The organism is Verrucosispora sp. WMMC514 (assembly GCF_027497295.1).
Classification (GTDB): domain Bacteria; phylum Actinomycetota; class Actinomycetes; order Mycobacteriales; family Micromonosporaceae; genus Micromonospora; species Micromonospora palythoicola.
The window spans coordinates 979,148-993,999 of the sequence record NZ_CP114906.1; the positions used below are offsets into that span (position 1 = coordinate 979,148).

Annotated in this window: 14 protein-coding genes, 2 tRNA genes and 1 rRNA gene; 6 read left to right on the forward strand and 11 right to left on the reverse strand. The window is 68.0% G+C overall.

Going from position 1 to position 14,852, the window contains the following annotated elements; all coding sequences use genetic code 11:
* Positions 1-109: 109 nt before the first annotated feature.
* A 16S ribosomal RNA gene (locus O7597_RS04335) occupies positions 110-1,624 on the reverse strand.
* Positions 1,625-2,336: 712 nt separating this feature from the next.
* On the opposite strand from O7597_RS04335, the gene O7597_RS04340 reads away from it, so the two are divergent.
* On the forward strand, positions 2,337-2,564 hold the full coding sequence (locus O7597_RS04340; protein WP_093411487.1) for a hypothetical protein: 228 nt from the start codon (positions 2,337-2,339) through the stop codon (positions 2,562-2,564).
* Positions 2,565-2,568: 4 nt separating this feature from the next.
* Here O7597_RS04340 and O7597_RS04345 read toward each other — a convergent pair whose 3' ends face one another.
* The 6 genes from O7597_RS04345 to O7597_RS04370 all read right to left on the reverse strand — a co-directional run bounded on the left by O7597_RS04345 (position 2,569) and on the right by O7597_RS04370 (position 7,999).
* Positions 2,569-3,366, reverse strand: coding sequence for a carbon-nitrogen hydrolase family protein (locus O7597_RS04345; RefSeq protein ID WP_281582082.1), 798 nt, complete (start codon positions 3,364-3,366; stop codon positions 2,569-2,571).
* 63 nt (positions 3,367-3,429) lie between these two features.
* Complete coding sequence (gene clpX, locus O7597_RS04350; RefSeq protein WP_269737835.1) at positions 3,430-4,725, reverse strand: ATP-dependent Clp protease ATP-binding subunit ClpX; 1,296 nt, start codon at positions 4,723-4,725, stop codon at positions 3,430-3,432.
* A 207-nt stretch (positions 4,726-4,932) separates the two neighbouring features.
* A complete protein-coding gene (locus O7597_RS04355) occupies positions 4,933-5,595 on the reverse strand; it encodes an ATP-dependent Clp protease proteolytic subunit (protein WP_093411492.1) in 663 nt (220 codons plus the stop codon).
* 14 nt (positions 5,596-5,609) lie between these two features.
* On the reverse strand, positions 5,610-6,251 hold the full coding sequence (locus O7597_RS04360; RefSeq protein ID WP_099850373.1) for an ATP-dependent Clp protease proteolytic subunit: 642 nt from the start codon (positions 6,249-6,251) through the stop codon (positions 5,610-5,612).
* A 170-nt stretch (positions 6,252-6,421) separates the two neighbouring features.
* Positions 6,422-7,768 carry a trigger factor gene (gene tig, locus O7597_RS04365; protein ID WP_269737836.1) on the reverse strand — a complete coding sequence of 449 codons (1,347 nt, stop codon included), beginning with the start codon at positions 7,766-7,768 and terminating at the stop codon, positions 6,422-6,424.
* A gap of 157 nt (positions 7,769-7,925) precedes the next feature.
* Positions 7,926-7,999, reverse strand: a tRNA-Pro gene (locus tag O7597_RS04370).
* 289 nt (positions 8,000-8,288) lie between these two features.
* Between O7597_RS04370 and O7597_RS04375 the strand changes: the two genes are divergently transcribed.
* A tRNA-Gly gene (locus tag O7597_RS04375) sits at positions 8,289-8,362 on the forward strand.
* Between the two features lie 271 nt (positions 8,363-8,633).
* Here the strand turns inward: O7597_RS04375 and O7597_RS04380 are convergent.
* The 3 genes from O7597_RS04380 to O7597_RS04390 all read right to left on the reverse strand — a co-directional run bounded on the left by O7597_RS04380 (position 8,634) and on the right by O7597_RS04390 (position 10,440).
* Positions 8,634-9,203: a hypothetical protein gene (locus tag O7597_RS04380; RefSeq protein WP_281582083.1), complete on the reverse strand. Its 570-nt coding sequence runs from the start codon at positions 9,201-9,203 to the stop codon at positions 8,634-8,636.
* Positions 9,204-9,399: 196 nt separating this feature from the next.
* A complete protein-coding gene (locus tag O7597_RS04385; RefSeq protein WP_281582084.1) occupies positions 9,400-9,780 on the reverse strand; it encodes a VOC family protein in 381 nt (126 codons plus the stop codon).
* Between the two features lie 300 nt (positions 9,781-10,080).
* On the reverse strand, positions 10,081-10,440 hold the full coding sequence (locus O7597_RS04390) for a hypothetical protein (RefSeq protein WP_281582085.1): 360 nt from the start codon (positions 10,438-10,440) through the stop codon (positions 10,081-10,083).
* Positions 10,441-10,743: 303 nt separating this feature from the next.
* On the opposite strand from O7597_RS04390, the gene O7597_RS04395 reads away from it, so the two are divergent.
* Together O7597_RS04395 and O7597_RS04400 are read left to right on the forward strand one after the other, a co-directional pair.
* On the forward strand, positions 10,744-11,316 hold the full coding sequence (locus tag O7597_RS04395; protein ID WP_281582086.1) for a hypothetical protein: 573 nt from the start codon (positions 10,744-10,746) through the stop codon (positions 11,314-11,316).
* Positions 11,317-11,347: 31 nt separating this feature from the next.
* Positions 11,348-11,629 carry a hypothetical protein gene (locus tag O7597_RS04400; RefSeq protein WP_269737841.1) on the forward strand — a complete coding sequence of 94 codons (282 nt, stop codon included), beginning with the start codon at positions 11,348-11,350 and terminating at the stop codon, positions 11,627-11,629.
* Positions 11,630-11,801: 172 nt separating this feature from the next.
* On the opposite strand, the gene O7597_RS04405 is transcribed toward O7597_RS04400, so the two are convergent.
* On the reverse strand, positions 11,802-12,836 hold the full coding sequence (locus O7597_RS04405) for an acyl-CoA desaturase (RefSeq protein WP_281582087.1): 1,035 nt from the start codon (positions 12,834-12,836) through the stop codon (positions 11,802-11,804).
* Between the two features lie 137 nt (positions 12,837-12,973).
* On the opposite strand from O7597_RS04405, the gene O7597_RS04410 reads away from it, so the two are divergent.
* Both O7597_RS04410 and O7597_RS04415 read left to right on the forward strand, forming a co-directional pair.
* Entirely contained in the window at positions 12,974-14,254 is a 1,281-nt protein-coding gene (locus tag O7597_RS04410) for a sensor histidine kinase (protein ID WP_281582088.1), read from the forward strand.
* Positions 14,206-14,841 carry a response regulator transcription factor gene (locus O7597_RS04415; protein WP_269737845.1) on the forward strand — a complete coding sequence of 212 codons (636 nt, stop codon included), beginning with the start codon at positions 14,206-14,208 and terminating at the stop codon, positions 14,839-14,841. Before O7597_RS04410 ends, O7597_RS04415 begins: the two co-directional genes overlap by 49 nt.
* The last annotated feature ends 11 nt before the right edge of the window (positions 14,842-14,852 follow it).

Genomic DNA, 14,852 nt, shown 5'->3' on the forward strand with positions numbered 1-14,852 from the left:
TCGGCCGTTGCCGGCACCGACTCACCAGTGTCTCCGCCAATGAGCACCCCACCATCACACTCGGACAGCGCGGGCTCCATACCCACCTTCGCGGGATGGTGCTCCTTAGAAAGGAGGTGATCCAGCCGCACCTTCCGGTACGGCTACCTTGTTACGACTTCGTCCCAATCGCCAGCCCCACCTTCGACGGCTCCCTCCACAAGGGTTGGGCCACCGGCTTCGGGTGTTGCCGACTTTCGTGACGTGACGGGCGGTGTGTACAAGGCCCGGGAACGTATTCACCGCAGCGTTGCTGATCTGCGATTACTAGCGACTCCGACTTCACGGGGTCGAGTTGCAGACCCCGATCCGAACTGAGACCGGCTTTTTGGGATTCGCTCCACCTCACGGTATCGCAGCCCATTGTACCGGCCATTGTAGCATGCGTGAAGCCCTGGACATAAGGGGCATGATGACTTGACGTCATCCCCACCTTCCTCCGAGTTGACCCCGGCAGTCTCCCATGAGTCCCCAACCGAATTGCTGGCAACATGGGACGAGGGTTGCGCTCGTTGCGGGACTTAACCCAACATCTCACGACACGAGCTGACGACAGCCATGCACCACCTGTCACCGGCCCCGAAGGACCCCACATCTCTGTGAGATTTCCGGCGATGTCAAACCCAGGTAAGGTTCTTCGCGTTGCATCGAATTAATCCGCATGCTCCGCCGCTTGTGCGGGCCCCCGTCAATTCCTTTGAGTTTTAGCCTTGCGGCCGTACTCCCCAGGCGGGGCGCTTAATGCGTTAGCTGCGGCACAGAGAACCGGAGAGGCCCCCCACACCTAGCGCCCAACGTTTACAGCGTGGACTACCAGGGTATCTAATCCTGTTCGCTCCCCACGCTTTCGCTCCTCAGCGTCAGTATCGGCCCAGAGACCCGCCTTCGCCACCGGTGTTCCTCCTGATATCTGCGCATTTCACCGCTACACCAGGAATTCCAGTCTCCCCTACCGAACTCTAGCCTGCCCGTATCGACTGCAGGCCCGCAGTTGAGCCACGGGTTTTCACAGTCGACGCGACAAGCCGCCTACGAGCTCTTTACGCCCAATAAATCCGGACAACGCTCGCGCCCTACGTCTTACCGCGGCTGCTGGCACGTAGTTGGCCGGCGCTTCTTCTGCAGGTACCGTCACTTGCGCTTCGTCCCTGCTGAAAGAGGTTTACAACCCGAAGGCCGTCATCCCTCACGCGGCGTCGCTGCATCAGGCTTCCGCCCATTGTGCAATATTCCCCACTGCTGCCTCCCGTAGGAGTCTGGGCCGTGTCTCAGTCCCAGTGTGGCCGGTCGCCCTCTCAGGCCGGCTACCCGTCGTCGCCTTGGTAGGCCATCACCCCACCAACAAGCTGATAGGCCGCGAGCCCATCCCAAGCCGAAAAACTTTCCACCCACAAACATGCGTCCGCAAGTGAATATTCGGTATTAGCCCCGGTTTCCCGGGGTTATCCCAAAGCCTAGGGCAGGTTGCTCACGTGTTACTCACCCGTTCGCCGCTCGAGTACCCCGAAGGGCCTTTCCGCTCGACTTGCATGTGTTAAGCACGCCGCCAGCGTTCGTCCTGAGCCAGGATCAAACTCTCCAACAAAAACCTGGAAAATCCATCCCAGCAACAAACCAAATTGTTGCCAAAGGAATCCAAACCAACCAGAAAAACTGGCCAGCCCGGGAATCAAACAAAACTTGGCACTGGCTTATCAAGCACCCTGTTGAGTTCTCAAAGAACAACCACACACCAAACTCGGCTTCACCCGGTGAAACCGCGTTTGGGGCAACCGCTCCAAACTATCCGAGCCGCGCGTCCAAGTCAACCCGAAGATCGGGCTTCTGGAACTTAGCTCAGGCCCACGCCACCGCCCGCCTCTCGGCGGTACGGACTGTCGTGGAGGACCGCAGACCGGCCGATCACCACTGAAGATGACCCGCCCGGCTCCTGCCGGCTCCAGAACACTACCCGGTCGGCTTCGCGATCGCAACTCCATCTCGCAGAGTCGCTCCGCACCACCCGGCCTCAGCGTCGCGTCGATCTGCTCGTTCGCGTAGCTGGCGCCTGTTCTCGGCCGGTTTGCCCCGGCCTCCCGCGTGCAGAGAGAAAGTTACGCGGACGCCCGAGAGAAGGCAAATCAGCTTCCATCGATGCGCTGCTCGCGTCCGACGCGTGTTGCGCGGACGGACGTGCCCTGCGGTCGGCCTGACGTGCGGCGCGGGAGACCGAGGCCGAGCCGAGTACGGACACGGTTCTCGCTCAGAGTCTTCGCGCCGACGACCACCATGGGTTCCGGCGTGCCAGAGTGTCTGGCATGGATGACGTGTCCCGGCCCGTAAGCCCGGTCCTCGCCGAGGACGCGCTGCTCGGCCTCCTCTTACCGATATGGCAGCTGCTCATCGGAGCGTTCGTACTCTTCGCGGTCCTCGTCTCGATCGGCCGCCTGGCCCGACGTGGCCCGTCCCGGATGAGTACCGCCCTCCTGATCACCGCCGCCGCCATCGCCGGCTTCGCACTCGTGGGTGTGTTGCTTCAGGGCTAGGGCGTCAGAGCCGACGGTTCGCCAGACTCGGCAACTCGGCGCGGATCCGCTCCAGGCAACCCAGGTCGATGTCGGTCACCGCGAGCCCGGGGCCGTCGGGCACCTGGGACAACACCGTCCCCCACGGATCGACCACCATGCTCCGCCCGTAGCAGGTGCGGCCGGGTTCGTGGTCGCCGGTCTGTCCGGCCGCCGCGACGAAGCACTGGTTCTCGATCGCGCGGGCCCGCAGCAGCACCTCCCAGTGGTCCCTGCCGGTGTGCATCATGAAGGCCGCCGGCACCACCAGCAGCTGGGCGCCGCCGACGGTGGCCAGCTGTCGGTAGAGCTCCGGGAAGCGCAGGTCATAGCAGATGGTCAGACCCACCCGAAGCCCCTCGACATCAACCACGACCGGCTGGTCCCCGGGGGCGACCGTCGCGGACTCCCGATAGGAGACGCGACCAGGAATCTCCACGTCGTACAGGTGGATCTTGCGGTAGGCGGCGGCGAGCGTGCCGGAACGGTCGAAGACCAGGGTGGTGTTCCAGGTACGGTCCGGATCGGGGCCGACCTCGTGGAAGGAGCCGGCGATCAGCCAGACCCCGCGCCGACGCGCGGCGGCGGCGAAGAAGCTACCCACCCGGCCGTCCACGGACTCCGGCGCCGGCATTCCGGCACCTGGGCCGAGATAGTCGACGTACTCCGGCAGCAGCACCAGGTCCGCGCCGGCCTCGGCCGCACGGTCGATCAGGCTCTCCGCGGCGGCGAGATTCGCCTCTCGGTCATGCCGGGAGTTGAGCTGGCAGACGGCGACACGCATGGCTGCCAGCGTACGGGTGAGCGGGCGGCCGGACACAGTCTGCGGTCCCGGGCCCAGCCGGGATCAGGCGGACTTCTCCTCGCGCTCGCGGCGGGCGCGGCGACCCGTGAACTCGCGCGGAACGATCGTCGGGTTGACGTTCTCCAGCACCGCCTCACGGGTGATGAGCACCCGGGCGGCGTCGGGGTTGCTGGGCACCTCGTACATCACGGAGAGCAGGACCTCCTCCATGATGGCGCGCAGCCCGCGGGCGCCGGTGCCCCGCAGCATCGCCTGGTCGGCGATTGCTTCGAGGGCCGGTCGCTCGAACTCAAGCTCGACGCCGTCCAGCTCGAACAGGCGCTGGTACTGCCGGACCAGGGCGTTGCGCGGCTCGGTGAGGATCCGCACCAGCGCGGTGCGGTCCAGGCTCCGGACACTCGTGATCACCGGCAGCCGGCCGATGAACTCGGGGATCAACCCGAACTTGAGCATGTCCTCCGGCATCACCTGGCTGAAGATGTCGTCGGTGGAGCGGTCCGAGACGGCGCGGAGCCGGGCGCCGAAGCCGGTGCCGCCGTGCCCCGTCCGGGCCTCGATGATCTGATCCAGGCCGGCGAAAGCCCCACCGCAGATGAACAGCACGTTCGTGGTGTCGATCTGAATGAACTCCTGGTGGGGGTGCTTACGACCGCCCTGCGGGGGCACGTTCGCGACGGTGCCCTCGAGCATCTTCAACAGCGCCTGCTGGACACCCTCACCGGAGACGTCACGGGTGATCGACGGGTTCTCCGACTTACGGGCGATCTTGTCGACCTCGTCGATGTAGATGATGCCGGTCTCGGCCCGCTTGATGTCGTAGTCCGCCGCCTGGATCAGCTTGAGGAGGATGTTCTCCACGTCCTCGCCGACGTAGCCGGCCTCGGTGAGGGCGGTGGCGTCGGCGATCGCGAAAGGCACGTTCAACATCCGGGCCAGGGTCTGTGCCAGGTGGGTCTTGCCACACCCGGTCGGACCCAGCAGCAGGATGTTCGACTTGGCCAGCTCCACTCCGTCGGTACCGGAGCCCGGAGCGCCGGCCGCCTCGGCCTGGATCCGCTTGTAGTGGTTGTAGACCGCGACGGCGAGCGCCTTCTTGGCCCCCTCCTGCCCCACGACGTAGTTGTCGAGGAACTGGCAGATCTCCATCGGCTTGGGAAGCTCTTCCCACTTCACCTCGCCGGACTCGGCCAGCTCCTCTTCGATGATCTCGTTGCAGAGATCGATGCACTCGTCGCAGATGTAGACCCCTGGGCCCGCGATGAGCTTCTTGACCTGCTTCTGCGACTTCCCGCAGAAGGAGCATTTCAGTAGGTCGCCGCCGTCACCGATCCGTGCCACCTACGTTCTCCCTGCACTCATCGGCCGGAGCTCCGGCCACGACCTGCGGACGCTGACGCTCCGCCCGTCTTACTCCCACCCGCCGGTCGCCCGGCGAAGCGGTACGGAACCGACGTTACCCGCTGCCGGAGGTTTCTCCGACCCCCAAAACGGGTGTGTCAGAGGTCGGTCGGCAACGAGCCCGACCGACCTCTGACCCGATAAGGGTCAGCTGGCCGCGTTCGCGGCCAGCAGACCCTTCTTACGACTGGTGAGGATCGTGTCGACCAGCCCGTACTCGCGGGCCTCCTCAGCCGTCATGATCTTGTCGCGGTCGATGTCCTTGCGGACCAGGTCGACCGGACGGTTGCAGTGGCGGGAGAGCATCTCCTCCAGCTGCGTACGCATCCGCAGGATCTCCTTGGCCTGGATCTCGATGTCCGACCCCTGCCCGTAGCCGCCCTCGGTGGCCGGCTGGTGGATGATGATGCGCGAGTTCGGCAGGGCCATCCGCTTGCCCGGCGTGCCCGCCGAGAGCAGCACCGCGGCGGCCGAGGCGGCCTGGCCGAGGCAGACCGTCGAGATGTCCGGCCGGACGTACTGCATGGTGTCGTAGATCGCCGTCATCGCGGTGAACGAGCCACCCGGCGAGTTGATGTACATGATGATGTCCCGGTCGGGGTCCGTCCCCTCCAGGGTGAGCAGCTGGGCCATCACGTCGTTGGCCGACGCGTCGTCCACCTGCACGCCGAGGAAGATGATGCGGTCCTCGAAGAGCTTGTTGTACGGGTTGGACTCCTTGACCCCGTACGACGTGCGCTCGACGAACGACGGCAGAACATAGCGGTTGTGCACGGCCGCGAACTGGGGCGGCAGGCTCAGGTCGGTCATCGTCTGCTCCTCGATCAGCTCAGGGTCCCGGCGCCCTCGGGAACCTGGGCGGCTCCCGTGATCACCTTGTCGATGAAGCCGTAGTCGACGGCCTCCTGGGCGGTGAACCAGCGGTCCCGGTCCGAATCCGCCTCGATCTGCGCCGGCTGCTGACCGGTGTGGAAGGCGACGCGCTCCTGGAACATCCGCTTGGTGTACAGCATCTGCTCGGCCTGGATCGCGATGTCGGCGGCGGTGCCGCCCATCCCGCCGGAGGGCTGGTGCATCATGATCCGGGCGTGCGGGAGGGCGTAACGCTTGCCCTTCGTGCCCGCGCAGAGCAGCAGCTGGCCCATGGACGCGGCCATGCCCATCGCCACGGTCGACACATCGTTGTCGATGAACTGCATCGTGTCGTAGATGGCCATGCCGGAGTAGACCGAGCCACCGGGCGAGTTGATCCAGAGGTTGATGTCGCGGTCCGGGTCCTCCGCGGCGAGCAGCAGCAGCTGCGCGCAGATGCGGTTGGCGACCTGGTCGGTCACCTCGCTGCCCAGGAAGACGATCCGCTCCTTGAGCAACCGGTTGTAGACCGAGTCGTCGAGGTTGCCAATGGTGTCACCGCCGCGGGCTTCGATCGCCCGTAGCGGCTTCGCTGGGATGTGCATGTCGGTCATGGCAGCCCTTCGCTCTCCGTACCGTCGTGTCCGACACTAACCGCTCGGCCGGGCGCCGGACTCCCGGTCCGGGCACTGTTCGCTCTCAGCGCAGCAGGCCGGAGGCGTACCCGGAAAAGGGATTGGGCCACCACCCACCGCGACCGGCGGACGGTGGCCCGACCCGGCGATCAGTGCTCGTGCGAGTGCTCCTGCTCGCTCGCCTCACGCAGCGCGTCCATGGTCACCACGTTGCCGGCCGAGTCCTTGATCGTGATGCGCTCCATCACCGCGGCCAGCGCCTTGCCCCGCCGGACGTCGCCGTAGACCGCGCCAGCGGTGCCGGAGCGGACGAGCTGGTCGTAGTACTGCTGGGGGGCCATGCCGGCACGCTGGGCCCGGTGGACGATCTCGTGACCGAACTCGTCGTCGGAGACCTGCACGTCCTCGGCGTCGGCGAGGGTGTCCAGCAGCAGCTGGACCTTGACGCCCTGGGTGGCGGCGTCGGTCAGCTCGGCGTCGATCTGCTCCTCGGTCTTCTCCTCGGCGGCGAGGTAGTCCTCCATCGAGGCGCCGATGCGCTCCAGCTGGTCGGCCATCGCCTCCTTGCGGCTCTCCACCTCGTCGCGGATCACGCCTTCGGGAGCCGGCACCGCGGCGGCCTCGACGAGCTGCTCCAGGGCCTTGTCGCGGGCGGCGTAGATCTGCTCGACCCGCTTGCCCCGGGTAACCCGCTCACGCAGATCCGCCCGCAGCTCCTCGATGGTGTCGAACTCGCTGGCGAGCTGAGCGAACTCGTCGTTCAGCTCCGGCAGCTCCTTCTCCTTGACCGTCCGCACGGTCACCAGCACCTCGGCGTCACGACCGGCGAAGTCGCCGCCCACGAGCTGGGTGGTGAAGGTGGTGTCCTCCCCGGCGGAGAGGCCGACGACCGCCTCGTCCAGGCCCGGCAGGAGCTGCTTGCTGCCCACCTCGTGCGAGATGTTGCTGGCCGAGCCGCCGGGCACCTCCTCACCGTCGACGGTGGCCCGCAGGTCGATCTGGACGTAGTCGCCCTCGGCCGCGGCACGCTCGACGGTCTTCAGGGTGGCGAATCGCTCACGCAGGCCGTTGACCTGCTCATCGATCTCGCTGTCGTCGATCTGCAACTCGTCGACGGTGACCTCGATCGAGGCCAGGTCGGGCACGGTGATCTCCGGCCGGACATCCACCTCGGCGGTGAAGTTGAGCGAGTCGCCGTCGTTGAACTCGGTGATGTCGACCTCGGGACGGCCAAGAGTCTTCAGGTCGTGCTCACGGACCGCGGCGAGGATGTTCTGCGGGATCGCCTCCTGCACCGCCTCGTTGAGCACGGCGCCCCGGCCGACCCGCTGGTCGATGATCGCCGGCGGCACCTTCCCCTTGCGGAAGCCGGGGATCTGGATCTGCTGGCCGATCTCCCGGTACGCCTTCTTGAGGCTCGGCTCGAGCTCGACGAACGGCACCTCGATGGCGAGCCGCACGCGCGTCGGGCTCAGAGTCTCGACGGTGCTCTTCACAGGCGTACTCCTTGACGGATCTCGGTTGATTCTGGGCGCACTTTCGGCCCATCGAGTGTAGGCGAGCCGGCACGCCGGACCAGCAGCGCCCGGGGCCGGCGGCGGGCCTGCCCCGCCCGCCGGTCGTCCGGGTGCCGCCGTCTGGTGCTTACGGCAGTCGGGGTGGCGGGATTTGAACCCACGGCCCCTCGCTCCCAAAGCGAGTGCGCTACCAAGCTGCGCCACACCCCGTGGCGACGAGCAGTCTATGCCGTCCCTCCGACAACCGGTTGCCGGGGCGTCACCCAACGCGCCGAACGAGGACGAACCGGACACCGCGCGGCGGGCGGCAGGCGGCAGGCGGCAGGCGGCAGGCGGCAGGCTGGTGCAGTTTCGCGGATGTTGTGGTCTCCCGGGCAGCCCGAGGGGACAACACACAGGAAGTTGCGTGGATCTATGCGACGCGACACCGGGATACGGCCGCGCGGCCGCCGCGGGTATTGGGTAGGCTGTCGGGCGCACCCGGTCCTGACGGGTGTACGCGGGCGTAGCTCAATGGCAGAGCTTCAGTCTTCCAAACTGACGGTGCGGGTTCGATTCCCGTCGCCCGCTCCAACTGCGTCTGGCCCAGGTCGGAGGCCGTATCCCTCGATCCTGGGTCGAACGGCCACTCCCCCGCTTCAATCTTGCGGGCCAACAGCTGCTCTGGCCGTCTTTGCCTCGGGTCTGCCGGGCGATCCGCCGGTCCATGGCCGAGGCGATCTCCCGGTCCCGCCGCTGGTCGCGTGCTGATAGATCAACGCCGCCCGTATGCTCACGTGCCCCCATCCGCTGCGTCAGCTCGCGAGTGTTCGCCAGAGGCTGCGGTGCGGTGTGCTGGTATGCGTTAGCTCGTCGTGGTGGTGTGCGGGTCGCACATGCTTTTGGCATCGCGCTCCCAGTCGCTCCCTACGAGAGCGACGGGGTGGGTGACCTCTCTGACCTGCCCGTCTTCCGTCTCAACCGAAAGCCGTAGCGACAAGGGCTCTGGCTGGAAGGCGATCGAGCACTCGAAACGCAGCTCGACCAGGAGCTGACCGGTGCCGCCGGGGGGTAACAGCCGGGGTTGTCCCGTGCCGCGTACCGCGGCGCCGGGCCTCTCTGCCTGAACTCCCCGAACCGTGATCGGCGCGGGGCCGGCGTTGATCAACGTCAACTGCCCAGACAGTTGGATCGATCCCTGGGCGGACGAGCCTCCGAAGTCGGCCGATCGAGGTAAGGCCACGAGTGCGACCGCAGCGCTGCGCTCTCGCTGATCACGCGAGTCGCGCAGCTCGCTGACACCGAAGCCGCCAAGCACAACGCCGACCACGAACGCAGCGACGAGGCGCAGGACCATTTTCCGCCTGGCGATGTGCCGGCCGGAGATGGTGCCTGACTCCGCCTGCCGGTGATTCTGCTCGTCCAAGTCGATCACGGCATGCTCTCCGACATGGGCGTGAGCTTAGGGTCACTCCGCACCGGCGCGTCGCCCGGCCGTGCAGCCACCTGTACAGCCGAGGCCATCCGCCGACGTCGGCCAAGATGGTGGCGCGTGACGGGTACGAGCGCCTCCGGGCCGACCTCCGCCCGCAGGCGTTTCGGGCCTCACGACCGCATGAGCACGACAGCCGTCAGAGTGGGTCGAGGCGGCGCCTGAGCAGGCAGAACTCGTTGCCTTCCGGATCGGCGAGGACGTGCCAGGACGCACCCGCGGGCTGACCGATGTCGGCGAGTACGGCTCCGGCGGCCAGGAGGCGTTCGAGCTCGATGTCCTGATCGCGGTCCGTGGGGTTGACGTCTATGTGCAGTCGGGCATGTCCGTTCCGCGGCTCGTCGTCGCGGATGAGGAAGATCGTCGGCTGCGGGCCGCCGAAACCTTCGCGCGGCCCTATCTCGATGTAGACCTCCTCCTCACGATCGAGTTCCACGAAGTCAAGGACCTCGCACCAGAACCGCGCCAGCACCTCGGGGTCGCGGCACTTGAGCACGAGCTCACCGATTCGGCATGCCATTGACGAAACCTACTCTCAAGCATGGGCACTGTCGGGGCGGCGGCACGTGGATCTCGTGGGCTTCCCGCAGTGCGTGCAAGCTCGCGATCGTACCGGGGGCGGGGCGAGTGGGCTCCGGGTTCAGGCGCTCGCGTGGTCTGGGACCGAGGAACACGCCGACCCGACCAATTCCACAGCAGGCCGGCCACTGCCCGGCGACGAACGATCTGCCGCGGCATGCCCGCCCGACACCGGGGCGACCGGATGGCAGCGGAGGGTCCGACAGCGGTCCGTCGCCGAGGCGGTCGCGGTCCCGCTCGTTCAGTCGGCGGCTCGCAGTGCGGCGGTGACCACCACGAACAGCGCGATCAGCGCGACCGAGCCGGCTCGGATGGGTCGTGATCGGCTGAAGACGCCCACCACGAGCGCCACTCCCAGGCCCAGGAGCCAGTGGCCGACCTCGGAATGCCGGTGTGGGTCGAAGCCCAGTTGACCAAGGTTCCCCCGGCCGTAGCGGACCAGTGCGGCTCCGCCGGCCCAGATGAGCAGGATCCAGCCGCACCGGCCACCGGGACTTTCGGTCAGCCGCGAACCGTGGCGGGTCAGCGTGCCGAGCAGGTAGGTGATCGACAGCAGCGCCACCGCACCGACCAGCAGCACGGCGTGCAGCCCAACGAACATTACGAGCAGGAGCCACCCGCCATCGGTAATACCTCTCAGAAACAGGGCAGCTGCCGCACCCACCACGACCATCTGCCCCACCGCGAGGCGGTGTGGATTCGCCAGGCGAGGCTCGGCCGGCACCGACCGTGGTGGGGCCGGGTGCTCCGACATGTCCTGTCCCCCTGTTGCGCCTGTCCGCCCCAAGCCGGAACAGCAAGGGCCAGTCAGCCGTCAGCGTGGCAGACGCGGCGTACTGTCGCTGTCCCGCGATCAGAGAAATACGGGCGCCCCCGTACGCGTGGTGCTGTCACGATTGCCTCCGTGACTGCCGACGGGCCGACCGGTGACTCCCGCGCCTGGCGTAGCGCGCTGCTGGCTCGCGTGGTCGCGGAGATAGAGGCGGAGATCCGTCGGGCGTGGGAACATCTTCTGCTCGCTTTCGAGGTCGAGCCCGATTCCGCCGAGGCGGTCGAGTTGGCCTGGCTGGTGGCCGAAGATCCGGCGGCCTACGACTGGCGGACCGTCGACGGTGCGCTCGACCGGTTGAGCTGTCCGACGTGCGGATCACGACTGGCCCAGGGGCCGGCCGCGTGCGAGACGTGCGAGTTCCATCACCGGATGCGCTTCGGTGCCCGGGAGGTGGACCGTCGGCACGTGCCGCCAGGCAACGAGCATGCCTTGCGGGTGGCGAGCGCGGTGACGCGTACCCGTCATCGTTATTCGGCCAGGGCCCGGGTGGGCTATGAGCTGACGCTGCCGGACCTGGTTGCCGGTGCGCTGCCCACCACCCGGCAGGCGCAGGCCGGGAAGGCCCTGATCAACAAGCTGACCGATGATGAGTGTGACCGCGTCGTCAGCTTCGCCCAGGTCGAACAGTTGGCGCGCGGTCGCTGATCCCGACCGTCCACGAGCGTCTGGAGTGGTCTTGTCCGGTGCACCGGAGCCGGGTTCGCAGCCCGAGTGGCTACGGCCCGGTCAGGAGCAGGGTGATCCGATCCTGGTGACGGTCGACGGGCAGGACTTCCGGGTGTGGGCCCGGGCGGACGCACCAGGCACGTACGACTTCGACTGGCTCAGCGGGCCGCACGAGTACGGTTTCGGGCTGTCCCGGTCCGACGGTTCGGTGATGAGCCTGGCCGAGATGGAGACGGCGATCCGCGAGTTCCTCGCCGAGATCGACCCCGCCACCGGCTACCTGGCGGAGTGACAGCCTCCGGCAACGACGACAACGACAGAGCCGCAACGACACCAACGGCGGAGCCGGCACCGTCACCGGAAGCAGAGCCGGCGCTGCAACCGAACCAGGTCACCGACCAACTCGTCGCCGTCGTGCCGGAAGGACAGTTCCGTCGACACCGGCTCGAACAACATCGCTCGGACTATCCACGCCGCGCCGAGGCACGACGTGCGGCATGTTCCGCGCGGGCGGGGGCGCCGACCTCGTGCAGGTGTCGTAGCGCCTGACGGTAGGAGTCGAGGAGACCGGTCTGTTCGTAGGCGACGCCGATCTCGGCGCAGTATGCCTGCACGATGGGCTGGGCCCGGCGCAGGTTGGGGGTGGGCATGCCGGGGAACAGGTGGTGTTCGATCTGGTGGTTCAGGCCGCCGAGCGCCACGTCGGTGAGCCAGTTGCCGCGCACGTTGCGGGAGGTGAGCACCTGCTTGCGCAGGAAGTCCTCGGTGCCGGTCGGGTGCGGCATGCCCTTGTGGTTGGGGGCGAACGTCAGGCCCAGGTAGACACCGAACAGGGCCTGGTGCAGCAGCAGGAAGGCGACGGCCTGGAGCGGCGTGAGAACCACCAGCAGCGTCGCGAGGTAGCCGACGGCGTGCAGCACCAGCAGGGCGCTCTCCCCGCCTCGGCGCCGCACCGTGCCGTCGCGCAGGGCCTTGACGCTGGACACCTTGAGGCTGACCGCCAGCAGCGTCAGCAGCGGGAAGAACAGCGCGGCCTGGTGTCGGGTGATGAAGCCTTTCAGGCCCCGCCGGCCGGCCGCCGTCTCGGCGGCCCAGACGAGCACCTCGGGGGCCACGTCCGGGTCGAGGTCGTCGTGGTTGGGGTTGGTGTGGTGGCGGGTGTGCTTGTCCATCCACCAGCCGTAGCTCATGCCGACGCCGAGGTTCCCGGCGAGCAGCCCGGCGAGTTCGCTGGGTCGTCTGGTGCGGAAGACCTGACGGTGGGCCAGGTCGTGTGCCACGAGGGCCACCTGGGCGAACGTGACGGCGAGGAAGACCGCCGTGAGCATCTGCCACCAGGAGGAGCCGATGACGAGGAACGCCGTCCAACCGCCGACGTACATGAGCGCGACGGTCCCCAGGCGGACGAGGTAGTAGGCGGGCCGGCGCCGCATCAGTCCCGCTGCGGTGATCCGGCGGGCGAGCGCGGCGAAGTCGCTGCCGGTCGTCGTGGTCGTCATGACTCCAGCGAACCGTCCCCGATCCGCGCCGTCAGGAGCGCTGTCTCCCGCTGTCGTGGGGGTGCTGGCACCACCGACGAACGGCGGCCGCCGTGGGCAGAATGTGACCTGTGGACGTGGCCGGAGCTGGTGAACGGATGGCCCCGTGGGTCCGCCGGGGGCTGCGGTCGATGGGCGCCGGGTTGGCCGCGATCGGTCTGTCGCTCACGAACGTCCCGCTGCTCGTCCTGTCGGTTGTCGCGTTGGTGCTGGTGCCGGTGCCCTTCCTCGGCATGGCGCTGGTGCCCTGGACGACGAGGCTGGTCAGGAGACGTGCCGATCTTGAGCGGCGGCTGGCCGCCCGGGCCGGCGTGCCGGTGGCGCGCCCGTACCAGCCGCCTCCGGAGCGGAGCGTGCCCGGCGGGTGGCGTCGTTTCCGGTGGGTCGTCACCGACCCGGCCACCTGGCGGGATCTGGCCTGGCTGGTGCCGGGCGCCCTCGTCGGGATCGTCCTCGGCGCGATCACACTGGCCGTACCGTTGTACGGGCTGGCGGGGCTGACGCTCACGCCGGTGTGGATCTGGCTCGGCACCGACTGGTACGGCTACGGCACCGTCTGGTCGGTCGACAGCGTGGGCGAGGCGCTGCTCTGCGTTCCGCAGGGTGCGGCGATCCTGGCCGTCGGCCTGTGGTCGGCGCCGTGGTTGCGGCGCGTCGACGCCTTCTTCGACCGGCTCCTCCTCGCGCCGACCAGGGCCGCCGAACTCCGGCTGCGGGTCACCCAGCTGACCGTGACCCGCGCCGACGCGGTGGACGCTCAGGCCGCCGAGCTGCGCCGCATCGAACGCGACCTGCACGACGGCGTCCAGGCCCGACTGGTCTCGCTGGGCATGATGATCGGCCTCGCCGACGAACTGATCGACCGGGATCCGGCCGCGGCGCACGAGCTGCTCGCCGAGGCGCGCGAGTCGAGCGGCACGGCGCTTGTCGAGCTGCGGCACCTGGTACGCGGCATCCACCCACCCGTACTGGCGGAGCGTGGTCTGGAGGGCGCGGTGCGGGCGCTGGCGCTCAGCCTGCCCGTGCCGATCGCGGTCGACGCCGAGCTTCGCGGCCGGCTCGACACTCCGGTCGAGTCGGCGGCGTACTTCGCCCTGGCCGAGACGCTGACGAACGTGGTCCGGCACAGTCGCGCGCAGCACGCGTGGGTGTCGCTGCGCCACGCCGGGGGACGGCTGACGATGGTGGTGACCGACGACGGTGCCGGCGGCGCCGACTCCGCCGCCGGCACCGGCCTGCGCGGTATCGAGCGTCGCCTCGCCGCCTTCGATGGCACGATGGCGCTGTCGAGCCCGCCCGGCGGGCCCACCGTCGTCACCATGGAGCTGCCGTGCGCGCTGTCATCGCCGAGGACCACGCACTCCTTCGCGACGGACTGACCCGGATCCTGCAGGCCTTCGACTTCGACGTCGTCGCGTCCGTCGACAACGGCCCGGCCCTGCTACCCGCCCTGGTGACCCACAAGCCCGAGGTGGCGGTGGTCGACGTCCGTCTCCCACCGACGTTCACCGACGAGGGCCTGCAGGCCGCGATCGCCGCCCGCACCCGGATCCCGGGGCTGCCGATCCTCGTGCTCTCCCAGCACGTCGAGCCCCTGTACGCCCGGGAACTGCTCAGCACTCCCCAGGGCGGCGTCGGCTACCTGCTCAAGGACCGGGTCTCCAACGTCGGCGAGTTCGTCGACGCCGTCCGCCGCGTCGCCGCGGGCGGCAGCGCGATGGACCCTGAGGTGATCTCGCAGCTGCTCGCCCGCCGCGAGCCGTTGGCGGTTCTCACGGTCCGCGAACGGGAGGTGCTCGGCGAGATGGCCGAGGGTCGCTCCAACGCGGCGATCGCCGCCAAGCTCCGCATCACCGAGAAGGCGGTGAGCAAGCACATCAACAACATCCTCACCAAGCTGGACATGCCGCCCTCCGACGACCACAACCGCCGGGTGCTGGCCGTGCTGGCGTACCTCAACGCCTGAGACGCGGCGCG